The sequence below is a fragment of the Rhizobium lentis genome, assembly GCF_014200175.1.
GTDB classification, from domain to species: domain Bacteria; phylum Pseudomonadota; class Alphaproteobacteria; order Rhizobiales; family Rhizobiaceae; genus Rhizobium; species Rhizobium mulingense.
In genome coordinates, this window is record NZ_JACHBD010000010.1 from 262,547 (window position 1) to 285,185 (window position 22,639).

Here is a 22,639-nt window from a genome sequence, read left to right on the forward strand (position 1 = left end):
GAGTGTGACGGCTGCCCCTCACCAACGACCGTATATTGCAGGCCGAGACCGTTTTCGTTCGGGAGGCAAGAGTGTCATCTATTCCAACGACAGTCGAATTGAGCTCAACGATCGATCGTATGGAGGGCGTGTATCGTCGCCGCGAAGAGGCCAGCGCTCTTTTCGATGCCTATGAAAAGCTCAGTCAGCGTTTCGAACGGGATTTGGCGGACGAGCGCGATGTGTTGCTCAGCAAAGGGGCAGCGCTGATGATGATCAAATATTGGCTCGAAGAGAACGGCGCGGATCCCTTGCGCGGTTGAAGGAGGGCCGGTTTACGCGTTCATCCTGCGGCCGCGATGCGGAAGGCTGATAATAGGCGGATTGCGTCTCCTCTTGCTCCCTCGAACTTGGGTGAAAGATGATGCGGCGTTGCCACGATTCCCCTTCTCCCCAGCGGGGAGAAGATGCCGGCAGGCAGATGAGGGGGTGAGCGGCTGAGCCGCGAATGCACTGAGCGCAAGCGAAGGGCAATGAATGGCGTGCCGTGCCGCCCCCTCATCCGACCCTTCGGACCTCCGCTGGGAGAAGAGGGAGCCGGCGGCGACCTTCGGTATTCTCACCCCACCTATTGCCGCACCACCGCCGCTCCCTGGATCAGCCGATGCAGATATTCGAGCTTGGCCACGACAGGCGAGGACAGCACGAAGGGGTAGGAGTCGGGCTGGCCCATGCTGCGCTGGATGGCGTTGATCGCCAGGCTGAGCGGCACCCAGGCGCGGACCAGCTGTTCGGCGCTTGCCGCCCTGTAGGGGATGAAATCGACCTCGCCTGATATTTCTTCGTGGCCGCGTGGGTCGATGGCGATGCCGAAGGCGCGCGCCGTCTCCAGTGTGTCGACGATATGGAGGTAATGAGCGAAGCATTCGGCGAAATCCTCCCAGGGGTGGGAGGCGGCATAGGCGCTGATGAAATTGTCCTGCCATCCCAGAGGCGCGCCGCCGGCATAATGTTTTTGCAGTGCGGCAGCATAATCCTGCCGTTCGTCGCCGAAGACGGCGCGAAACTCCGGAAGGCCGCCGCGGTCGCGCACCAGCTTGTTCCAGATGAAATGGCCGGCCTCGTGGCGGAAATGGCCAAGCAGGGTGCGATAGGGCTCGTTCATCGAGTTGCGCGCCTGTTCGCGCGTCGCATCGTCGGCCTCGGCGGCGCGGATGGTGATCAGGCCTTCCTCGTGGCCGGTCATAGCAGGCACGACATGGCCGTCATTCTGCAACGAATCCTCGAGGAAATCGAAGACCAGCCCGCCTTGCGGATCCTCGCCCCGATCGGGATGCGGCAGCTTCCAGCGCAACAGCGAATAGAAGAGATGGCGCTGCGCCTGGCCGATGCGCCGCCAGCGGCCGATGCCATCCTCAGTATCGGTGTTGGGCACCAGCCGGTTGTGGCGGCAGGCGGCGCAGAACTCGCTGTCGCTGTCGCCCTCCACCAGCCAGTTGCAGATGTCGAGGCCGGCATTGGCGCAGAAGCGCACCTCCCGGTCGGGATGGGCAACGAGCTGCCAAGCCGTCTGGTCGCGCGGCTCCAGCGCATGCATGGCGAGATCGCCGGGCAGGAAGCCGAGGCGATGATTGCAGCGCACGCAGTGGCGGTTGTCGAAATGGACGACCTGATCGCAATTGTCACAGGCAAAAAGCTTCATCGCATTGATCTCAGCAAAACGGAGGCGGATTAAAAATGCCCGCCGCGCGAAGCGCAGCAGGCATGGTTCATCAAGGATGCGCTTGTGGTTCAGAGCCGGTCGACGGCGCCCTTGAGCTTGTCCTTGACCTTGCCGGTTGCGACCTGTCCCTTGCCTTTGGCTTCCTGGACGGCGCCCTTGGCCTGCATGTCGCGATCGCCGGTGGCCTTGCCGGCAGCTTGCTTCGTCTTGCCGGCAATTTCGTTGGCCTTGCCGGAAATCTTGTCGCTGGTGCTACCCATAGGTGATGTCTCCTTGGTTGGCGTCGGACCTCTCGTCCTCGCCGGAAGAAAACGTCACTTGCGGCTATTCGTTCCAGATCGCGTCAAGCCCGCCGCCGGGAGATGTCAGGCGTGTCCGGCTTCGGCCGAGAGCATGGCGGCTGTCACGCCCATGCCGGCAAGCGCCCGCTCGTATTTGTCCTCGAGGCTGCGGTCGAAGATCAGCTCCTCATTGGCCGGGCAGGTGAGCCAGCCATTGTTGGCGACCTCGGTTTCGAGCTGGCCGGCTCCCCAGGAGGAATAACCGAGCAGCATCGTCGCGCGCTTCGGTCCGGCGCCCTTGGAGATGGCGCGCACGATGTCGAGCGTCGCCGTCAGGCAGATGTCGTCGCTGACCGGGATCGAGGAGTCGCTGGTATAATCGTCCGAGTGCAGCACGAAGCCGCGGCCGCTTTCTACCGGGCCGCCGGTCTGGATCGGGAAGTCGCGGGCGCGCTGCGGCAGCACAATCGGCTCTTCCTGCTTGATCATGTCGAGATGCAAGAGCACATCGGTGAAGGTCAAGCTCTGCGGCCGATTGATGACGAAGCCCATGGCGCCGGCATCCGAATGCGCGCAGATGTAAATCACGGTGCGCGCAAAGTTGCGGTCTTCCATGCCGGGCATGGCGATGAGGAACTGGCCATCGAAGAAGCCACGTTCCCGTCTGTTCTTCAGCGTCGATAAGGACATCGTTCCTCCTGCTGCCAGACCGCACCAAGGCCCCGACAAGAGAAGGATGGGCCAATGTCAGCAATCAATCAACTGAAAATGAAGATTATGTGGCCGCCGCTTCTGGCGGCCAAACGGCACTTTGGGTAAACCTTTGTTCCATGATGATTATTTCTTTGGCACCGCGCCGGCTTTTCACGGCGGCCATTTCGCTGGCCGCAGCCTTCGCCCCGTTTTGTTCCGCGCAGGCGGAAATGAGCGCCTGGGCCGAGACTGAGGGCGGCCGCATGCGCCTCGTGGCGCTGGCGCCCGATGCCGGCGGCAAAATACGCGCCGGCCTGCAGATCGAGCCGAAACCCGGCTGGATCACCTATTGGCGCGAGCCCGGCAACAGCGGCATCCCGCCTCAAGTCACCATCGCGCCGAAAAGCGGCGTGGCGCTCGATGCCATCGGCTATCCCATTCCCAAGCATTTTCTCAAAGGCGGTATCGAGGATATTGCCTATGATGCGCCGGTGACGCTGCCATTGTCGCTGACGGCGGCCGGCGACGGGCCGGTCGCGATCGACGCTACCGCCTTCATCGGCATCTGTAGGGATATCTGCATTCCCTTCCAGGCGAATTTGGCGGTGAAGCTCGGCCCGGCCAAGCAGTCGCATCCGGAGGAAGAAGCGATCCTTGCGGCCGCCGATGCGGCCTTGCCGAAGCCGCCTTCGGCCGATTTCAAGGTCGCGGCGCATGCCATGTCTTCCGACAGGAAGACGCTCTCGCTGACGCTTAACCTGCCGGACGGCGGAAGCGCCAGCGCGCCCGATATCATCGTCACCGGCCCGAGCGGCTATGCTTTCACGAAGCAGGTCGGCGGCAAACGCGACGGCGCAGCCTTCAAGACCGACATTGCAATCGGCAGGCTGCCGAAGGATTATGACCTATCCGGCAAGCGCTGGAGAGTGCTTGTCATCGATGGCGACAAGGCGATGGAGACCACGCTTGCCTTTGACTGACCGTCACTTATAGTCGCCCCATCCCCGGCGGCTCCCCCGCCAGCCCGAACCCCAAGAAGCCCGAACCCCGAGGAGAAAACCCATGACCATCGCGATTGGCGACAAGCTTCCGGCCGCCACTTTCAAGGAAAAGACCGCCGACGGCCCGGTCGAAATCACCACCGATCAGCTCTTCGCCGGCAAGCGCGTCGTGCTGTTTGCCGTGCCGGGCGCCTTCACGCCCACCTGCTCGCTGAACCACCTGCCGGGTTACCTCGAAAACCGCGACACCATCCTCGCCAAAGGCGTCGACGATATCGCTGTTCTCGCCGTCAACGATTGGCATGTCATGGGCGCCTGGGCGCAATCCTCCGGCGGCCTCGGCAAGATCCACTTCCTCGCCGATTGGGACGCCGGCTTCACCAAGGCCGTTGGCCTCGAGGCCGACCTCTCCGCCGGCGGCCTCGGCCTGCGCTCCAAGCGCTATTCGATGCTGGTGGAAGATGGCGTCGTGAAGGCGCTCAATGTCGAGGAAAGCCCCGGCCAGGCCACGGTCTCGGGTGCGGCCGCGATGCTGGAACTGCTCTGAGTTTTCAGATAGGACGGCAGCGCCGGCTGGTCTGGCAGCAACAAGCCCCCAACCTTCGCCATCCCAGCCCAATCCATGGCCGTGCTGGACGAGACTGGCCTGGGTCCTCGGGTCAAGCCCGAGGACGACAGAGGGTGGGGTGAAGTTCCGTGGCAAATCTAGCGATGGCGAAGCAATAGCAGCGGCGTTGCGCCTCGTGCCGCTGGCCCTCCTCAACGTCGTCATTCCAGGCCTCGAGCCTGGAATCCATGGCCGCAGTCGACGAGGCCGGCATGGGTCCTCGGGTCAAGCCCGAGGACGACGGAGGGTGGGGCGAGCTCTGTGGCAAATCCGGCGATGGTGACGCAATAGCAGCATCATTGCGCCTCCCGCCAATCACCCGCTCAATACCTACACGACATCACCGCCTAGGAGATCTGTGAGGGCCCCTCATCCGGCTGCCGCCACCTTCTCCCCGCTCGCGGGGGAGAAGGCAACAAGTCGCGACCTCTCCGTCTCTCTCAAGCCTTCCAGGGCACGTCCCCTCTCCCCGTCAGAACGGGGAGAGGGTTAGGGTGAGGGGCAATCATTCGCGTGAACCGGACAGCTGTGGCCTTGCGCCTGGGATCCACCCTGGTGCCGGCAGAGGCCGGCCTGGGTCCTCGGGTCAAGCCCGAGGACAACGGAGGGTGGGGTGAGCTTGTGGCAAATCCAGCGCACGTGACGCAATAACAGCCTCGTTCCGCTTCCTGCCAATGCCTCTCCGTCATTCCAGGCCTTGCGCCTGGAATCCACCGACCACCCTGTGACAAGATAGCCGACCTCCCCGCCTCAATATCGCCGCAATCGTTATAACATAACCGTAATGTTATTACATTGTCAGGATGAGCCATGCACCCGAACCCCGATCGCCCCTCCATCAGCCTGCTGGGACAATCGGCCTTATCCAGGGTGATCGGCATCTCGCTGATCATTACCGCGCTCTGGCTGGCCATTCACTGGGCGGTTCTGCTGCCATGACGCCGTTGATCCGTCTCGATGACCTTACCGTCGCCTATGACAGACACCCCGCCGTCCACCATGTTTCCGGCGCTTTTGCGCCGGGCAGCCTGACGGCGATTGCCGGGCCGAATGGGGCGGGCAAGTCGACGCTGCTGAAGGCGATCATGGGCGAGCTGCGTCCGGCCGAGGGCAGGGTCGAGCATCGGCTGGGGCGGGCGGAATTCGGCTATCTCCCGCAGGCGGCCGAGATCGATCGGCGTTTCCCGATCTCGGTCATCGACACCGTCATGCTCGGCGCGTGGAAGAGCCGTGGCGCCTTCGGCCGCGTGGCACCCGCCGATGTGAAAAGGGCGGGCGAGGCGCTTGCCGCCGTCGGCCTCGACGGTTTCGGCAGGCGCCATGTCGGCTCGCTCTCGGCCGGCCAGTTCCAGCGCGTGCTCTTTGCCCGCCTGCTCCTGCAGGATGCCGGCGTCATCCTGCTCGACGAGCCGTTTACGGCAATCGATGCCCGCACGACCAGGGATCTGCTCGATATCGTTTCCCGCTGGCATGGCGAGGGCCGCACCGTCATCGCCGTGCTGCATGATTTCGAGCTCGTCCGGACGCATTTCCCCCAGACCCTGCTGCTCGCCCGCGAGCTTGTGGGCTGGGGGCCGACCGGCGACGTCATGTCGTCCGCCAATCTGATGAAGGCCCGCGCCATGGCCGAGCGCTGGGATGAGGATGCCGAGGCCTGCAGCCCGGCGGAGGCGCCGGCGGCATGACGGCTTACGATCTCTTCCTCGCGCCCTTCGCCGATTTCGGCTTCATGCGCCGCGCCCTTGTCGCCTGCCTCTGCCTCGGGCTCGGCTCCGGGCCGATCGGCGTCTTCCTGATGCTGCGGCGCATGAGCCTGATGGGTGACGCGATGAGCCATGCCGTGCTGCCGGGGGCGGCGATCGGCTATCTCGTCGCCGGCTCGCTGTCGTTGACGGCGATGGGCCTCGGCGGCCTTGTCGCCGGCCTGTCGGTGGCGCTGCTGTCCGGCGCCGTCAGCCGCATGACCGTGCTGCGCGAGGATGCGAGCTTTGCCAGCTTCTATCTCGCGTCGCTGGCTCTTGGAGTGCTGATCGTCTCGCTGCGCGGCTCGAACATCGATCTGCTGCACGTGCTGTTCGGCACCATTCTGGCGATCGATGCGCCGGCACTTTATCAGATCGGCGTCATCACCTCGCTGACCCTCGTCATCCTTGCCGCCATCTACCGGCCGCTGGTGGCCGAATGTTTCGACCCCGGTTTCTTGAGAGCCGTCGGCGGGCGCGGGCCGGTCTATCACGTCGTCTTCCTGCTGCTCGTGGTGCTGAACCTCGTCGCCAGCTTCCAGGCGCTCGGCACGCTGATGGCAGTCGGCTTGATGATGCTGCCGGCCGCCGTCGCCCAGCTCTGGTCGCGCAGCCTGCCTGTTATGATGCTGATTGCGACCGCCAGTGCGGCCGCCTCCGGTTATCTCGGCCTGATCGCCTCGTACCATCTCGAGCTCGCCTCCGGCCCGACGATCATCATGACGGCGGCGCTGTTTTACGCCTTCTCGATCCTCTTCGCGCCCTCCGGCATCGCCCGGCGCTTCTTTCCCCGCCCGCATCTGAAGGGCTGATTTCAAGGAGACTTCGATGATATCGCGCAGACTGCTTCTCTCAGCCGCCGCACTTTCCGCGCTGGTGGTGTTCTCGACCGCATCCGCTTCGGCCGAAACGCTGAAGGTTGTGGCGTCCTTCACCGTACTTGCCGATGTCGTCAAGCAGGTCGGCGGCGACCATGTAAAGGTGACGAGCCTGGTCGGACCGAATGGCGATCCCCATGAATTCGAGCCGTCGCCAGCCGACGCGAAGAACTTGAAGGCGGCCGAAGTTACCTTCGTCAGCGGCGAAGGTCTGGAAGGCTGGATGGACCGGCTGATCACCGCCTCGGGCTACAAGGGCAGGCCGGTGACGGTTTCCGAGGGCATCGCCACCCGAACCATGGAAGAGGACGGCAAAACCATCACCGATCCACATGTCTGGAACAGCCCCGTCAACGTCAAGGTCTGGGTCGCCAATATCGAAAAGGCGCTGTCATCGGCCGATCCCGCCGACGCCGCCGCCTTCAAGGCCAATGCCGAAAACTATACGCAGAAGCTGGATGAGTTGAACGCTTACGCCCATTCGAAATTCGACGCGATCGCCGAGGACCGCCGCAAGGTGCTGACCAGCCATGACGCCTTCGGCTATTTCGGCCGCGAATACAAGGTGAGTTTTCTGGCACCGCTCGGCCTCTCCACCGAGAGCGAAGCCTCGGCCGCCGATGTCGCCAAGCTGATCGAACAGATCAGGAGCGAGCGCGTGAAGGCCTATTTCTTCGAAAATTCCAACGACCCGCGCCTGGTCAAGCAGGTCGCCAAGGCAACGGGTGCGGAACCCGGCGGCGAGCTTTATGTCGAATCGCTGTCCGACGCCAAGGGACCGGCGCCGACCTACGAGAAAATGTTCCGCTACAATGTCGACCAGCTCGCCGCCGCCATGGCGAAATCGAGCTGAGGGTTTGGCCCCAAGCGGTCTAAAAAGGTCCCATCAAAACATCTCTCAGTTTTGATGGGATTGATTATGCAAAATAGGAGGGCTTATTGCATCCCCGTATTGACGGCTGAGGCAGTCCTGGGTTGTATCTGATGCCCGGCAAGGAGACAGGACCGAGAATGCGCCTCATCCCATTCGTTGGATTTTTTGCGGCGATCGCATCGATAGCTTGCGGGCAGGTGGCGAACGCAGGTTCCTTGGACGGAGACACTCTCAGAAATATGCCGATCGGCAAGCCCACGAAGTTTTCGAATCTGTCGTCCTTCGAGGCTCAAGCGATCTGTCTCCTCGAGCCTTACCAGGCGCGACTGTACTCCGAGGATGCGTTGGCGGCGCGGGTGAACCAATATCTCGCCGCCAATGATTACGCGCCCGACGAAGGACATTTTGCTCTTGTGCTGGTCGGAAGGCAGGCAATCGAGATTGCAGCGTTTGATCGTTCTCGAAAGCTCGATGTCTTGGCCAAGCATAAAGTGTCGTCGCCGGTAGCGGAGATGTTGCCTAAGGGTTTTGCTCCCCATGACTGCGCAAGCGGCCAATCTGCCGCTTTTCTCAAGATCGAGATTCGCGGAAGAACCTACGTCTTGCTTGGCGAAACACGGTAAGCGCTTAAACGAATGGGCAGGCCGAACACAAGAGTTGAAAGCGTCTTGTGCCTGTGGGGCAGGTCGCCTCAAATATTGAGATCGAAGACCAGGATGCCGGCGAGGCCTCCGTCCGTCGAGGAGACGATGCGCTCGCCGACGGCCACATGGTCTGGATGGACGAGATAGGCGTCCCGCGCTTCGGCGCTTTCGAAGGTGACGGCAAAGCCGTCGACGAAGCCGCCATGCAGCCCCTCGGGCGAAACATTGGGCCCGTATTTGATATCCACGATGCCGGGAATGACCTGTTTAAGGGCGGCAATCGCGGCAAACAGCGCCTGCTTGTCGTCGGTCGTCAGCGCGGTCTTCAGCCGCAGGAACACGCAGTGCAAGATCATCAGTGGTCCTCCCGATTGTCTTTGCCGGCAGAATAGCGGCGAAAGCCGGGAGGGCAATCAGATTTATCGTCGCCCGCACGCTGCCGGCCGGAGAGGTTACATCTGGTCGCTTTCAACAAGTGCGCGATTGTAGAGCTTGCGGATGAGTTCGCCGGACAAAGCGCGGGCTTCATCCTTCTGCGCCCGTGTCATCGGCCGGCAGGTGTTTCTGAGATTGGAACGGTCAAGCACCGTCGCAGCACCAGAATTGACGATGATGAGGTGCCAGCTGCAGGAGGCGACCCTGTTGATGGCGACGGCGCCATGGCAGCCGGAGGACAGGCAGAAGGCCACGGTCTGCTGGGCGACGTGATCGCCCTTCTGCGCCAGCGCCAGCGATCTCTTGAACTCCGTCGTCCATCGCTCGCAATGGGGCTTGCCCGGCACGCAGGCCTTGGTGGCGGGATAGAGATCGGTCGCCTCAACCGGCGAGACGAACAGGGCGCTGACCGAAAGGGCGAGCAGAAATTTGAGCATCGAATTGTCCTTGTGCGATAGGAAAGAGGCGCACATCGCCGGTCGTTGGTCAATCACCATTCATGGGTGACAGACGCGCCGCGCAGGCGGGAAAACCGGTTAAGCCGGTTTCGCCTGCGTTCATGCCCTTTTCGTCAGCGGAAACCGGTCGCGAAGCAGCCGCAGCACCGATTCCGACGGGATCGGCGGCCCGAACAGATAGCTCTGTCCGTAGCTGCAGCCCATCTTGGCGAGCTCGATCGCATCCTCGTTGGATTCGATCCCTTCGGCCACCACCTTCATCTCCAGCTCGCGCGCCATCGCGATGACCGAGCGGAGCACGGTCGCCTTCTTGTCGCTGCCGTCGCGCACCAGCGCCTTGTCGAGCTTGATCGTGTCGAAGGGGAAGCGGGTGAGATAGGCTAGCGAGGAGTAGCCGGTGCCGAAATCGTCGAGCGCTAGCCCAATGCCGGCTTCCTTCAGCTTTTGCAGCACCAGGCGGGCCTGTTCCGGGTTCTCCATCACCATGGATTCCGTCAGTTCCAGCTTGAGCCGCGAAGGCGCGCAATGGGTCTTGGCGAGAACCGAACGCACATCGTCATAGAGTTCATTGTTGAGCAGCTGCACGCTCGACAAGTTGATCGACATGAAGATCGGCAATTCACCGGTCTGGCTCTGCCAGCTCATCAGATCGTTGGTCGCCTGTTCCAGCGCGAACATGCCGAGCGGGCCGATGAGATCGGAGGCCTCGGCGATCGGGATGAATTCGGAGGGCGGGATATTGCCGCGTTTGGGATGTTCCCAGCGCATCAGCGCCTCGAAGCCGGCGATCTCCACATCCTCCAGCCGGGCGATCGGCTGATAGACCATCGACAATTCCTTGCGTTCGATGGCGCGGCGCAGATCCGTTTCGAGCTGCAGCCGGTCAGTGCCGAAATCGCGGAAGGCCGGCTGGAACGGCTCGACGCGGTTGCCGCCGGCCCGTTTCGCCCGGTACATGGCGAGCTCGGCGTCGCTGAGCAGGCCGCTGGCGCTTTCCTGCCGGTCCACCCAGGAGGCGAGCCCGATCGACGCCGTCAGAATGATCTCGCGGTTGGCGAAGTTGATCGGCACCATGATCGCCTTGCTGATCGCATCGGCGAAATCGGCGACCTTGGCCGGATTGTGCTCGGACACCAGGATGAGGCCGAACTGGTCGCCGGCAAGCCGCGCCAGCGTATCCTGCGGCTTCATCAGACGGCGCAGCCGCCGGGTCAAAGCGATGAGGATGTTGTCGCCGGCCGCAACGCCGAGCGCATCATTGACCAGCTTGTAGCGGTCGATATCAATCACCATCACGGTGGGCCTCAGCGTGTCGCCCCCCGGCGCCAGCGCCAGCACCGCCTGCAGCCGGTCGAGGAAGACCTGCCGGTTCGGCAGGCCGGTCAGATTGTCGTGCAGCGCATCCTGCAGCAGCCGCTCGACGGAATTCTTCTGCTCGGTGACGTCGACGATCGTGCCGACGCAGCGGATGATCTCGCCATTGGAGCCGAGTACCGGCCGGGCGCGGATTAACAGCCAGTGGAAGTGACCGTCCTCGGCGCGGATGCGGAATTCATGGTTCAGCCGCCCGCGCCGGTGTTCGAGCAGCACGTCGAGCGTGGCGCGGAAGCGGTCGCGATCATCAGGATGCAGCCGCGGCAGCCAGTTGCGCGCCGCCCCGTGCATGGTGCCGGGGGAAAGGCCGAGCTTGACCGAGACGTCGGGAATGGTGACGACGCGGTCGCGCGCCACATCCCAGTCCCACACCATGTCGCCCGAGCCGGTCAGCGCCAGCGATTGCCGTTCGAGATCGGAAAACAGCCCCTGCTGGAAGGCGCCGCCGGCAAAGGCGTGCTGCATGACGGTGAAGCCGATCAAGAGCACGATCAGCACCAGGCCGCCGCCGAGCGCCGGCTGGATGATGTCGTTGTCGAGCCGGCCGGTGACCGTCAGCCACGCCCCGAACAGCCAGACGAGCGTCAGCGCCCAGGCCGGCACCAGGAGGATGGCGCGGTCGTAGCGGTTGAAGCCGAGATAGATGATCAAAAGCAGGCCGGTTGCCGCCGTCAGCGCGAAGGACAGCCTGGCGATGCCGGCGGCAATCGACGGATCGTAGATTGCCACGCCGAAGAGCAGGGCAAGGCCGAGCACCCAGGCAAGGGTGGCGTAACCGAGATGCGCGTGCCAGCGATTGAGGTTCAAATAGGTGAAGAGGAAGATGACGAAACTCGAGGCGAGTGCGACTTCCGCACAGGCGCGCCATATTCGCTGATCGGACGAGGCGACGCTGATCAGCTTGCCGAGAAAGCCGAAGTCGACGCAGATATAACCGAGCACCGCCCAGGCAAGCGCCGCCGTCGCCGGCAGCATCGACGTGCCCTTGACGACGAAGAGGATGGTGAGAAACACGGCGAGCAGGCCGGCAATGCCGAGCACGATGCCGCGATAGAGCGTGAAGGCGTTGATCGTATCCTTGTAGGCGTTCGGCTCCCAGAGATAGATCTGCGGTAGCTCCGGCGTCGACAGTTCGGCGACGAAGGTGATGACGGCGCCGGGGTTCAGCGTGATGCGGAAGACATCGGCCTCGTCGCTCGGCTGCCGGTCGAGCGCAAAGCCTTCGCTCGGCGTGATCGCCATGATGCGCTGCGAGCCGAGATCCGGCCAGAAGAGCTTGGAATTGACCAGTCGGAAATGCGGCGCGACGATGACCCGCTCCAGCTGTTCCTCCGAGACGTTGGCAAGCGCGAATACCGCCCAGTCGCCCTGGTGATTCTCCGAGCTCGCCCGGACCTCGATGCGCCGACGGATGCCGTCGGCACCGGCGGCCGTCGACACCTGGAAGGCCTCGCCCTGGTTGGCGTAGATCTCGGTCGTCGCCGTAAGATCGAGCGCGGTATCGTCACGGGAAATCTTTACCGGTTCGGCCGCATGGGCGACACCCGCCGCAAGGGCGAAGGCCGCCAGGAAAAGGGCTGCGATCACCGCGATCACTCGTCCGGACGGTGACTTGGGCAGCATGCGGTTTCTTGTCATCGGCTGTCGGTTTTCCTGCCTTTTTCCGTATCGGTGGCGAGCCGTGAGAACATCACGTGGTCGTGCCACTGACCGTTGATCTTCAAATATCCGCGCAGATAGCCTTCACGCTGAAACCCGGCCTTTTCAAGCAGACGCATGCTGCGCGCGTTATCTGGAATACAGGCTGCTTCAATACGGTGCAACTCAAGCCCGGAGAAGATGTAAGGAATAACCAGCTGAAGCGCGGCATACATATGCCCCTGGCCGGCGTAGCGTTCGCCCATCCAGTAGCCGATCATGCAGCTTTGTGCCGCACCGCGCCTGATATAGCCGATGGTGATGCCGCCGACGAGGGCGCGGTTTTCCTTGAGGAAAATGAACAGCGGGACCGCTTGGCCGGAAGCATATTCCTGCTTGCCGCGGATGACGCGGGCGCGGTAGGCGCCCTCCGTCAGCTCGTCGCGCCGCCAGGTCGGCTCCCAGGGTTCGAGGAACTTGCGGCTTTCGGCCCGCAGCCGGTGCCACTGGTTGAAATCCTGGTAGCGCGGCAGGCGCAAGAGGTACTTGTCGTTTTCCAGCTCGACCGCATCCGGCTGCCGCGACAGGAACCGAAACACGGATTTTGGCATCGATCACTCCCGGCAGACGGATGTCGGCTCAGCGGCCCGCCTGCATCGTTTTCGGCGCGGAGACCGAAAGCGAGGCGGTGATGTCTTCCATCGGTGCGAGCTGTTCGAGCGGCCCGATCGCAGAAAGCGTCGGCACCGTGTCGTAGAACAGCCGGCCGGCGAGATCGGTCAGCCGCTCGATGGTGATGCCTTCCAGCCGTTCCATCATCTCCGGATTGGAGATCGGCCGGCCGTAAAGCATCATCTGCCTTGCGATCTGGCCCGCGCGGGCGGCCGGGCTCTCCTGGCCCATCAGCAGCTGGGCGCGGATCTGGGCGCGGGCGCGCTCGATTTCCTTCTGGTGGATTTCATTGGCGGACTTGTGCAGTTCGTCGATGATCACTGGCACCAGCTCCGGCAGGTTTTCGCCGCCGGTCGCGGCATGGATGCCGAAGATGCCGGTGTCGGAAAAACCCCAGTGGAAGGCATAGACGGAATAACAGAGGCCGCGGAATTCGCGCACTTCCTGGAACAGCCGCGAGGACATGCCGCCGCCGAGGATATTGGCCAGAATCTGCGAGCAGTAGAAATCACGGGCATGGTAGGGCTTGCCCTCGAAGCCGAGCAGGATCTGCGCATCCATCAGATCGCGCGGTTCGCGCACGCTGCCGCCGACATAACGCGCCGCTTCCATGACCGGCGGGGCGGATGGCGCGGTCGGCAGGCTGGCGAAACGGTCCTCGACCATGCGCAGAAATTCTTCATGATCGACGGCGCCGGTCGCTACCACGAACATGCGGTCGGTCGTGTAATTGCGGCCGAGATACGCGCGGATCTGCTGCGGCGAGAAGGAAACGACGGTCTGTGGCGTGCCCAGGATCGCCCTGCCGAGCGTCTGATCGCGATAGGCGGCCTCCGAGAACTTGTCGAACACCACGTCGTCGGGCGTGTCGTTGGCGGCGTTGATCTCCTGCAGGATCACCTGCTTCTCGCGCTCCAGCTCCTCCTCCTCGAAGGCCGATTCCGTCAGGATATCGGCGAGGATGTCGACGGCGAGCGGCACGTGGTCCTTCAGCACGCGGGCATAATAGGAGGTCGTTTCGGTCGAGGTGGCGGCGTTGACCTCGCCGCCCACATCCTCGATTTCCTCGGCGATCTCGCGGGCCGAGCGGCGCGCCGTGCCCTTGAAGGCCATGTGTTCGAGCAGGTGGGCGATGCCGTGCTCGTCTGCCGTCTCGTTACGCGATCCCGATTTGATCCACACGCCGAGCGCGACGCTTTCAAGGTGCGGCATGGTTTCTGTGACTACTGTCAGCCCGGATTTGAGCCGGGTGCACTCAACTGTCATTGGCTATCTTTCTGCGCCTGCCGTCGTCTTGCCACGGGCGTGTTTGCCGATAAAGGTTTGTACGGCTTTCAGCTCCGGTTCGATGATCTGGAAACGCTCCTCCCTGTGCATCAGATCAGCAAGCCACGTCGGAAGCGCCGGGTCAATACCGCAGGCCGATTTTACGGCGGCCGGAAATTTCGCCGGATGTGCGGTCGAAAGCGTCACCATCGGCGTATTCGGCTTCTCCTTCTTGGCGGCGACGAAGACGCCGATCGCCGAATGTGGATCGAGGAGATAGCCGGTTTCGGCATGGGTCTTGCGGATCGTCTCGGCCACCTGGCTCTCGCTGGCGCGGCCGGCGCGGAAGTCGCGGCGGATGGTTTTCAGCGCTTGCCCGCCGATCTCGAATCCGCCCGATTGTTTCAGGCTTTCCATCGCCGCGCGCACCTTCGAGGCGTCGCGCCCATAGGCTTCGAACAGCAGCCGCTCAAAATTCGAGGAGATCTGGATGTCCATCGACGGCGAGCTCGTCGCCTTGACCGCCTTCATGTCGTAGCGGCCGGTCTTCAGCGTGCGTGTCAGAATGTCGTTCTCATTGGTGGCGATGACGAGCCGGTCGATCGGCAGGCCCATGCGCTTGGCGCAGTAGCCGGCGAAGATATCGCCGAAATTGCCGGTCGGCACCGTGAACGAGACCTTGCGGTCCGGCCCGCCGAGCGACACCGCCGTGGTGAAATAATAGACGATCTGGGCCATGATGCGCGCCCAGTTGATCGAATTGACGCCCGACAGGCTGACCTTGTCGCGGAACGCCGCGTCGTTGAACATCGCCTTGACCAGGTTCTGGCAGTCGTCGAAATTGCCTTCGACGGCGAGCGCATGCACATTTGACGACGTCGAGGTGGTCATCTGCCGCTGCTGCACCGGCGAGACCTTGCCGTGCGGGAACAGAATGAAGATATCGGTGCGCTCGCGCCCGGCAAAGGCGTCGATCGCCGCCCCGCCGGTGTCGCCCGAGGTGGCGCCGACTATCGTCGCCCGCTCGCCGCGTTTTTCCAGCGCATAATCCATCAGCCGGGCGAGCAGTTGCATCGCCACGTCCTTGAAGGCAAGCGTCGTGCCGTGAAAGAGCTCCATGACGAAGCTGTTCGGCCCGGTCTGGACGAGCGGCGCGATCGCCGGATGGCGGAAGGTGCCGTAGGCCTCGTCGATCATCGACCGGAAGGTCGCCTCGGGGATCTCGCCATTGGTGAATGGCGACAGGATGGTGAAGGCGATCTCCTGATAGGTCTTGCCTCTCAGCGCACGGATCTCCTTCTTGGAGAAGTGCGGCCATTCACGCGGAACATAAAGCCCGCCGTCGCGCGCCAAGCCCGTCAGCAGGGCGTCGCAAAAGCCGAGGGAAGGGGCCTCGCCGCGGGTCGAGATATAGTCCACGTTGGTCATCCTTGATCTATCGCTGAAAGAAATCCGGTCGGGCCGGGCCGTGGCCCGCACTGCCGGAAACCGGCGAGGGGCTGCCTCCAGGCCATACACTCGCCGTTATCTTGTTGAAGTTGCCCGCATCCGGCGGCGAAAAGTGCATCAAAACGGTGCGTACCCAATCGATTTTTGTTTGCGCCGCTGATATAGACCATCGCAAACCGTCGTGAAAGGCCTCACGCAAAAGACATGAGGCCTCCAAGAAACGCTTGTGCAAAGGGTGGAACAAAGTGCTCGGCAAGGTCTCGCGTCTTATCATCTCCACGTCTTTCGTTGCCCTGCTTGCCGGCTGCAACTCGCTTGGGCTCGGCGGCGACAGCAAGCCGGAGGCGGCGCCAACCCAGCCGAACGGCAACGCCCAGATCATGCCGCTGGCGCCGGCCAACCCGTCATCCAACAATCCTTCGATCGGCACGGCCAAGACGGCGCAGGGCACGGTCGCCCCGGTCGTCCAGGGCGCCTGCCCGCAGATATTCCTGCGTGACCAGGATGCGATCTTCCGCACCTATGCCAAGGGCAAGAAGGACGACCCGCAGCAGATCGTCTTCCAGGCCTCCTTCGGCGATTACACCCGCCAGTGCACCCTGAACGACACGGCCCTGACGATGACCGTGGTTGCCCAGCTGCGGCTGATCACCGGCCCGGCCGGCAATCCCGGCCCGGTGACGCTGCCGGTCCGCGTCACCATCCTCGATGGCGAGAACGTGCTCTATTCCGAGGTCACCAAGTTCCCCACCGAAATCCCGGCGGGCGCACCGGGCACGCAGGTCATCTTCCGCAAGGAAGGCATCAAGATGCCGGTCGGCGCCGGCGCGCTGGTGCGCGTCAATATCGGCTTCGACACCCAGCCGGCCAAGAGCAAGAAGAGCAGCTGAGGAAAGAAGTGCTGGCCCGCATGGGTCCTCGGGTCAAGCCCGAGGACGACGGAGTGTGGGGAGCGGATGCGGCAGGTGCCGCGGTTTGTGTGACTTGGCGACCGCTGTTCGCCCGATTACCGCGCAAAACCGCCCGCGCATGAAATTTCTGCAGACGTCTCGCCTCTTGTCGGCCGCTCTCCCCACTCTCCGTCATACTCGGGCTTGCCCCGAGTATCCACGCCGCAAGCACTCCACTGAATTTGTTTCGGCCGACGGTCGCTTATCAGTTCGATAGGGACGAGGTGCCGGCCCGCATGGGTCCTCGGGTCAAGCCCGAGGACGGCGGAGGGCGGGGGAGCGTGGGTGGCAAATAGCGAAGTAGTCAGCGGTTTAATAAATTGCCGCCTATTTACGGCAAACCGCCCGCGCATTACCGGAATTCCTCCGGAGGTTCCGCCTCTTGCCGGTCACTCTCCCCACCCTCCGTCATACTCGGGCTTGACCCGAGTATCCACCCGCAGCACTCCGCTTCAATTTGCTCGGCCGGTGGTCGCTTGCCAGTTCGATAGGAACGAAGTGCCCGCCCGCATGGGTCCTCGGGTCAAGCCCGAGGACGACGGCGGGGGAGCGTGGGCGGCAAATAGCGAAGTGGGCAGAGATTGCCTTAAAGCACGCCTTCCCAGGCAGCCAATGCGGCGACGACGCCCGGCAGGTCGTTCATGCGGGAGATCACCGTCTCGGCGCCCGCGTCCGTCAGCTTGTCGGCATGCGCGGGGTAGCTGTGGGAGGCGCCGGTAAAGCCGATGACGCGCATGCCGGCGGCGCGCGCCGCATGCACGCCGTGCACGGAGTCCTCGACGACGACAGTCCTGTCGGGCGAGACGCCCATCCGGCTTGCGCCATGCAGGAAGATGTCGGGCTTCGGCTTGACGCGGTCGGGACCGAGATCCTTGGCGGAGAAGATGTTGGGTGCAAACAGCGGCTTCAGACCCACTTTGCCGAGCATCATGTCGAGCCGCTTCGTGCTCGAATTCGAGCAGATGCAGCGCTTCATCGGCAGCCTTGAGACGGCGAATTCGACGCCCGGTATGGCCTTGACGTCGTTCGCCAGCCTGACGTCGAGCACTTGTTCCGACTTATCAAGCAGCGAGGCCGAAAGCGGGATGCTGGCCTCGCGCTCGACCTGCAGCAGGATGTTGTGCCAGGTCATGCCGGCGAAACGCTCGCCCATTTCCTCGACGCCGATCGGATATCCGGCTTCCGTCAAAAGCGCGGATTCGACTTCCGCGGCGATGATTTCGGAGTCGACGAGCACGCCGTCGCAATCGAATATGATGAGGTCGAAGCCATCCATGTTCACGCCTTGCTGAAATCTGGTCTTGTCCGGGGATGCTGCGGCTTTACACGATGGCCGGCCAAAGCTCAACCTGATCCCAAGCATGGCTGCGATGCGGCAGGCGACGGGCTCGGTGAAGCCCGCTTCCACCCGGACGACCAAAAGCTGGTTCAGGTCGCTCCGGATTTCCCCACCACTTCATAGCGCGCCCGGCTCAGACTGACCATACTGGCCATGGCAGCGCAGCCGCCTGATATTGCGACCGCAAAGTTGAGTGCCGTCGCCAACGGCAATGTTGCGAAAATGATCGACATGGAGATCCCACCCAGGGTTTGGCCAAGAAGCCGGGCGGTACCTTGCATGGCGCCCGCCGCACCGCTTCTGGCTTTCGGTGCCGAAAGAAGGAGAATGCGGTTGTTCGGCGTTTGGAACAGTCCGAAACCGAGGCCGGCGATCACCGCGCCGACGAGAAAGGCGATGCCGCGCGGATCGGGCGGCGTCAGGCCGGCCACCAGAAGACCAAGCGCCATCAGCCCCCCGCCGATGGAACAAAGCCACGCCGTCTTGACGCGGTTTGCCATGCGTCCGGAGACCGGCGCAATGACAGCAGTCGCGGCCGGCCAGGCCATCATGTAGAGACCGGCCAGAACCGGCGTCATGTGCAGCCTGTGCTGCAGGTAGAAAGGGAGCGCGATGGTGCCCAGCATCTGGCCGCAGAAGCAGAAGACCGAGGCAATGACCGACACGCGGAATGCCGGTGCGGCCAGGAGATCTGTCGGAATGAGCGGGACGTCACTGTTTCGTTCGAGGCGCAGCAGGCCGAAAAGGCATGCGAGCGACGCCACGATGAGGGCGGCACCGCTGATCGGCGCGGTCGCAATCCGATCGGCGCCTGAGAAGAACAGGATGAACATCGCGGTATTGGCCAGCAACACCTTCGCATTCAGCTTCCGCCTCGCGCCGTCGACATGTCCCAGCAGGCCGCCGCCGAAGAGAACGACGAGGCCAAGCGGTATGTTGACTGCAAACAGCCAGGGCCAGCTCGCAACGGAAAGGATGGCGCCGGCGATGCCCGGACCCGCCGCCGAAGAAATTGCGATGATCATGGCATTGATGCCGATGATCGGACCCAGCATGTGCTGCGGCAGGGCCTGGCGCAGGTTCATCATCGCGAGCGCCATGATCGCGCCCGCGCCGAGGCCCTGCGCGAAGCGAGCAAGGATCAGCACGGGCAGATCGCCCGCCAAGGCGCAGGCTGCGGATGCCGCGGTAAACAGCGCGACGCCGATCAGGAAGACTCGCCGCGCGCCGTAGATTTCGCCGAGCGCCCCGCAGGGAAGAATGGCGACGAGCACGGCCAGCTGATAGGCCGACACGACCCACACGGTGCTATCCGCTTGCGCTTGCAGCGAAAGCGCGATCGAAGGCAAGGCGACGTTGGCGATCGCCCCATCCAGAACGACGACAACAATTGCCAGAAGCAGGAAGGCAACAGCCAGGTACCGTCGGGGCGACGCCAGGCCATCTTGAGAGATCGGTGCGGTGTAGGTGAGGGACATGAGAACTCCTCGGTGCGAGTGGGAGGTTCGACAGTAGGCCTTGCCGATCAACCGCGCCAGACGCAACAAGATCAACTGACTGTTGCGTGTCACGCCATGCCAGAGTATGACTTCGCCATGTCTGATCTCGATTTCAATCTCCTGGTGGCGCTGGACGCATTGCTGCGCGAGCAGAGCGTATCGGCCGCCGCTCGCCGGCTTCGCCTCAGCACGTCAGCCATGAGCCGGACACTGTCGCGCTTGAGAACGGCGCTCGGTGATCCGATCCTCGTGCCGGCCGGGCGCGGCATGGTTGCTACGCCGCATGCCCTGGCGATTGCTGAAGAGGTGCATGCGTTGAAAGACGCGGTGAAGACCGTGCTCAGTCCGCCGTCGACCGTGGAGATCCGCGAGGTACGGCGCCACTTCACCATCCGTGCCAATGAGGCCTTCGTGCTTCTCTATGCCGCCGGTCTGAGTGCTGCCGTGACCAACGCCGCGCCGGGGATAAGGCTTCGCTTTGCGCCGCGGTCGGACAAGGACGTTCAGGCTTTGCGGGACGCGGCAATCGATTTGGATATCGGTGTCCTGCCGCGCGACGGCGGGGAACTGCGTTGCCAGTGTCTTTTCGAGGACGGGTTCGTCGGTGTCGCAAGGGCAGGGCACCCGATCTTCGATGCAGGGCTAACGGCTGCGGGCTATGCCGCCTGTGGCCATGTGGTCTTCTCGCCGCAAGCCGACTATGCCGGTCCCGTCGACAGGGCGCTCGCCGAGTTGGATCTTTATCGTGATGTCAGGCTGATCGTGCCGAGCTTTCCAGCAGTTATTGCAGTTGCGGCGGCTTCCGATCTGATCGGCTCGATCCCGAAGTCCTATTGCAAGTCTTCCCCGATCAGCGAGATCAGGACCTTTGACCTGCCAGTCGCCGTGCCGGGTTTTAAAATCGTCCAGGCCTGGCATCCCCGCATGGACGCAGATCCCGCGCATCGCTGGCTCCGAGCGCTGATTTTCGAGACTTTCCACGCCATGAACTGAGGAAGCGGCCAGCCACAGCAAACGCTTCGTCACGTTTCACCGGAATGAGCGAGTGATCGTTTTCAGGGCAGCGGTGAGTTTTTCAACAAAGCCGTCAGGCCGCCCACTGCGCGCTCCGCCGGCCGGTCGCGGGCTGCGTCGAAGCTGTCGCACGCAGCTTGAAGCGGGAAACGAGCTCACGCAGCTTGGCTGCTTCGTCGGCAAGATGGCCGGATGCCGCTGTTGATTGCTCGACCATGGCCGCGTTCTGCTGGGTCACGTGGTCCATGGAATTGACGGCGGTATTGACTTCGGCAAGGCCGGTCGACTGCTCTCTTGCCGATACGGCGATGGCATCCATGTGCTGGTTGATGCGGGCGATCTGTTCGCTGATCGCGCTCAGAACCCGGCTCGTATCGAGAACCAGCTTGACGCCGCTTTCCACTTCCACCGATGATTTCTGAATGTGGCCCTTGATTTCCTTTGCCGCCCGAGCCGAGCGCTGGGCGAGTTCGCGCACTTCCTGGGCCACCACTGCAAAACCTTTGCCGGCCTCTCCGGCGCGCGCCGCTTCGACGCCGGCATTCAATGCCAGCAGATTGGTCTGGAAGGCGATCTCGTCGATCACGCCGATGATGCTGGAGATTTGCTGCGACGAGGCCTCGATGCGGCGCATCGCTTCTTCGGCATGCGACACGACCTCCGCGGACTTGGCGGCATTGCGATTGGCATCCGTCGCCTCGGCCCGCGCTTCGTCGGTGCGCTTGCTGGAATTGGAGACATTGGCAGTGATCTGATCGAGCGCTGCGGCGGTTTCTTCGAGAGACGCCGCTTGCTGTTCAGTCCGCTTCGACAGATCGCCGGCCCCCGACGCGATTTCCCTGGTCCCTTCGTCGATCGCGGCAATGGCCGTCGCAATGGCGCCGAGCGTATGATCGAGCTGCCTGATCGACATGTTGAAATCATGCCGGAGGCCCTCGAAGTCAGGTGCGAAGGGCTCGTCGATCTGGAAGGCAAGATCGCCTGATGCAAGCCGCTTCAGGCCTGCGGCAAGCCCCGATGTCGCCGCCCGCAGGCGCTCGGCGGCATCTTCGTCAGCCTGCTTGCGGGCCGTGACCCGCTCGGTTTCGCCTTGCAGGCGAGCCGCCGCGGCGTCCTGCTCGAGTTGCTTGTTGGCAATCGCCGCCTGGCGGAAGACTTCGACAGTCGAGGCCATCACGCCGATTTCATCCGTGCGGCCGATGCCGATGCAGGCAACGGCGGTGTCGCCGCCGGCGAGCCTTTGCATATCGTTGGAAAGCGAAAGGATCGGTTTGGTGACGGTCTTGCGGGTGAGGAAATAGAGGCCAAAAGCGAAAAACGCGGCGGCGGCCAAAAGTGCCTTTAGAATGATATCGACCGAGGCTTTGACGTCGGCGCTCTGCTTGGAAATATCGTCGGATACGGCGGTGATCTGGTCACCGGTCTGTTCCATCGCCGTTTCCAATGACGAGAACTGCTGCATGAATTCGGGCAAGGCCTTTAATGCCGCCGAGGGATCCTGGCTGGCCAGGTCGACAATCCTGGTGGCGCTTTCGACATAGGTGAGAAGCGGACGTTCTATGCCGGCAAGCAGCGCTTTGGTTTTCTCGTCGGCGGCAAGAGCTTTGTTGGCAGCGATCATCTCGCGGAACGAGGCATCATGCTCCGCCAGATCCGCCCTCACGGCGGCAGCTTCTATGCCGGCTGCCGGATTGGACGCCAGCATTGCCGCGAGCACGTCGGCGCGCATTGCGTCATGCATCATGTCGGCCTGCATGTGGTTGCGCAGAATTTGTGCCGACCGGGCAACGTCGGCGTTGTTTTCGGAGAGGGTGGACGCAGACCAGATTCCAACCGCCGTGGTGCCGCCCGCCAAGGCGAAAATCGCGATGCTCGCAATGATGATCTTGTGCTGAATCGACGCCATATCGGTGTTCTCACGTTAATGTAGAAGCTGAGAATAGCGGAACATGCTTAATGATTTCTCAGCGCGACATCGCGGAAGCGTCGTAAAAACAACAGGTTGCAGAGATTTCCATATTCGTGGAGGAGTTGATCCTTGGCGCGGGTTGCGCGGGGGAAGCAAAGGCTTCAGGCCCCGGGCGCCGATTGCGCCAGGGGCCGCGGCTCGCCTCGGTTGGAGT

Annotated in this window: 22 protein-coding genes; 10 read left to right on the forward strand and 12 right to left on the reverse strand. The window is 62.9% G+C overall.

All coding sequences use genetic code 11. The features are described 5' to 3' along the window. Positions 1 to 98: 98 nt before the first annotated feature. Positions 99 to 302 carry a hypothetical protein gene (locus GGI60_RS23185; protein ID WP_183918768.1) on the forward strand — a complete coding sequence of 68 codons (204 nt, stop codon included), beginning with the start codon at positions 99 to 101 and terminating at the stop codon, positions 300 to 302. Positions 303 to 607: 305 nt separating this feature from the next. Here the strand turns inward: GGI60_RS23185 and GGI60_RS23190 are convergent, their stop codons facing one another. From GGI60_RS23190 to GGI60_RS23200, 3 genes are all read right to left on the reverse strand, one after another. After that, entirely contained in the window at positions 608 to 1,681 is a 1,074-nt protein-coding gene (locus GGI60_RS23190) for a putative zinc-binding metallopeptidase (protein ID WP_183918769.1), read from the reverse strand. Positions 1,682 to 1,770: 89 nt separating this feature from the next. Then, positions 1,771 to 1,962, reverse strand: a complete 192-nt coding sequence (locus GGI60_RS23195) for a CsbD family protein (protein WP_183918770.1) — start codon at positions 1,960 to 1,962, stop codon at positions 1,771 to 1,773. Between the two features lie 105 nt (positions 1,963 to 2,067). After that, positions 2,068 to 2,673 (reverse strand): YqgE/AlgH family protein, encoded by a 606-nt coding sequence (locus GGI60_RS23200; protein ID WP_183918771.1) that lies wholly within the window; start codon positions 2,671 to 2,673, stop codon positions 2,068 to 2,070. Between the two features lie 140 nt (positions 2,674 to 2,813). Between GGI60_RS23200 and GGI60_RS23205 the strand changes: the two genes are divergently transcribed. From GGI60_RS23205 to GGI60_RS23230, 7 genes are all read left to right on the forward strand, one after another. After that, positions 2,814 to 3,656 carry a protein-disulfide reductase DsbD domain-containing protein gene (locus GGI60_RS23205; protein ID WP_183918772.1) on the forward strand — a complete coding sequence of 281 codons (843 nt, stop codon included), beginning with the start codon at positions 2,814 to 2,816 and terminating at the stop codon, positions 3,654 to 3,656. An 82-nt stretch (positions 3,657 to 3,738) separates the two neighbouring features. Then, positions 3,739 to 4,224, forward strand: a complete 486-nt coding sequence (locus tag GGI60_RS23210) for a peroxiredoxin (RefSeq protein WP_096772253.1) — start codon at positions 3,739 to 3,741, stop codon at positions 4,222 to 4,224. Between the two features lie 870 nt (positions 4,225 to 5,094). Further along, the gene (locus tag GGI60_RS32520) at positions 5,095 to 5,223 is read left to right on the forward strand and encodes a hypothetical protein (protein ID WP_281414047.1); all 129 of its coding nucleotides are present in this window, start codon (positions 5,095 to 5,097) and stop codon (positions 5,221 to 5,223) included. Then, positions 5,220 to 5,969, forward strand: a complete 750-nt coding sequence (locus GGI60_RS23215) for a metal ABC transporter ATP-binding protein (protein ID WP_183918773.1) — start codon at positions 5,220 to 5,222, stop codon at positions 5,967 to 5,969. The genes GGI60_RS32520 and GGI60_RS23215 overlap by 4 nt, the downstream gene beginning before the upstream one ends. Continuing rightward, a complete protein-coding gene (locus GGI60_RS23220; RefSeq protein ID WP_183918774.1) occupies positions 5,966 to 6,838 on the forward strand; it encodes a metal ABC transporter permease in 873 nt (290 codons plus the stop codon). The genes GGI60_RS23215 and GGI60_RS23220 overlap by 4 nt, the downstream gene beginning before the upstream one ends. A 16-nt stretch (positions 6,839 to 6,854) precedes the next feature. Next, positions 6,855 to 7,757, forward strand: coding sequence for a metal ABC transporter solute-binding protein, Zn/Mn family (locus GGI60_RS23225; protein ID WP_183918775.1), 903 nt, complete (start codon positions 6,855 to 6,857; stop codon positions 7,755 to 7,757). A 158-nt stretch (positions 7,758 to 7,915) separates the two neighbouring features. Beyond that, the gene (locus GGI60_RS23230) at positions 7,916 to 8,401 is read left to right on the forward strand and encodes a hypothetical protein (protein WP_183918776.1); all 486 of its coding nucleotides are present in this window, start codon (positions 7,916 to 7,918) and stop codon (positions 8,399 to 8,401) included. A gap of 68 nt (positions 8,402 to 8,469) precedes the next feature. On the opposite strand, the gene GGI60_RS23235 is transcribed toward GGI60_RS23230, so the two are convergent. The 6 genes from GGI60_RS23235 to thrC all read right to left on the reverse strand — a co-directional run bounded on the left by GGI60_RS23235 (position 8,470) and on the right by thrC (position 15,693). After that, complete coding sequence (locus GGI60_RS23235) at positions 8,470 to 8,778, reverse strand: Dabb family protein (RefSeq protein ID WP_183918777.1); 309 nt, start codon at positions 8,776 to 8,778, stop codon at positions 8,470 to 8,472. 96 nt (positions 8,779 to 8,874) lie between these two features. Continuing rightward, positions 8,875 to 9,294, reverse strand: coding sequence for a hypothetical protein (locus GGI60_RS23240; protein WP_183918778.1), 420 nt, complete (start codon positions 9,292 to 9,294; stop codon positions 8,875 to 8,877). A gap of 120 nt (positions 9,295 to 9,414) precedes the next feature. Further along, on the reverse strand, positions 9,415 to 12,327 hold the full coding sequence (locus tag GGI60_RS23245; RefSeq protein WP_183918779.1) for a sensor domain-containing phosphodiesterase: 2,913 nt from the start codon (positions 12,325 to 12,327) through the stop codon (positions 9,415 to 9,417). After that, the gene (locus GGI60_RS23250) at positions 12,324 to 12,938 is read right to left on the reverse strand and encodes a GNAT family N-acetyltransferase (protein WP_183918780.1); all 615 of its coding nucleotides are present in this window, start codon (positions 12,936 to 12,938) and stop codon (positions 12,324 to 12,326) included. Before GGI60_RS23250 ends, GGI60_RS23245 begins: the two co-directional genes overlap by 4 nt. A gap of 28 nt (positions 12,939 to 12,966) precedes the next feature. Then, positions 12,967 to 14,265, reverse strand: a complete 1,299-nt coding sequence (locus GGI60_RS23255; protein ID WP_183918781.1) for a M16 family metallopeptidase — start codon at positions 14,263 to 14,265, stop codon at positions 12,967 to 12,969. 3 nt (positions 14,266 to 14,268) lie between these two features. Next, complete coding sequence (thrC, locus tag GGI60_RS23260; RefSeq protein WP_183918782.1) at positions 14,269 to 15,693, reverse strand: threonine synthase; 1,425 nt, start codon at positions 15,691 to 15,693, stop codon at positions 14,269 to 14,271. Between the two features lie 266 nt (positions 15,694 to 15,959). Here thrC and GGI60_RS23265 point away from each other — a divergent pair, with 266 nt between their 5' ends. Next, complete coding sequence (locus tag GGI60_RS23265) at positions 15,960 to 16,604, forward strand: hypothetical protein (protein ID WP_183918783.1); 645 nt, start codon at positions 15,960 to 15,962, stop codon at positions 16,602 to 16,604. Between the two features lie 646 nt (positions 16,605 to 17,250). Here the strand turns inward: GGI60_RS23265 and GGI60_RS23270 are convergent. Both GGI60_RS23270 and GGI60_RS23275 read right to left on the reverse strand, forming a co-directional pair. Then, on the reverse strand, positions 17,251 to 17,940 hold the full coding sequence (locus GGI60_RS23270) for an HAD family hydrolase (protein ID WP_183918784.1): 690 nt from the start codon (positions 17,938 to 17,940) through the stop codon (positions 17,251 to 17,253). Positions 17,941 to 18,092: 152 nt separating this feature from the next. Then, entirely contained in the window at positions 18,093 to 19,481 is a 1,389-nt protein-coding gene (locus GGI60_RS23275; protein ID WP_183918785.1) for an MFS transporter, read from the reverse strand. Positions 19,482 to 19,598: 117 nt separating this feature from the next. On the opposite strand from GGI60_RS23275, the gene GGI60_RS23280 reads away from it, so the two are divergent. Continuing rightward, on the forward strand, positions 19,599 to 20,495 hold the full coding sequence (locus tag GGI60_RS23280; RefSeq protein WP_183918786.1) for a LysR family transcriptional regulator: 897 nt from the start codon (positions 19,599 to 19,601) through the stop codon (positions 20,493 to 20,495). A 94-nt stretch (positions 20,496 to 20,589) separates the two neighbouring features. Here the strand turns inward: GGI60_RS23280 and GGI60_RS23285 are convergent, their stop codons facing one another. Continuing rightward, the gene (locus GGI60_RS23285; RefSeq protein WP_183918787.1) at positions 20,590 to 22,422 is read right to left on the reverse strand and encodes a methyl-accepting chemotaxis protein; all 1,833 of its coding nucleotides are present in this window, start codon (positions 22,420 to 22,422) and stop codon (positions 20,590 to 20,592) included. Positions 22,423 to 22,639: the final 217 nt, after the last annotated feature.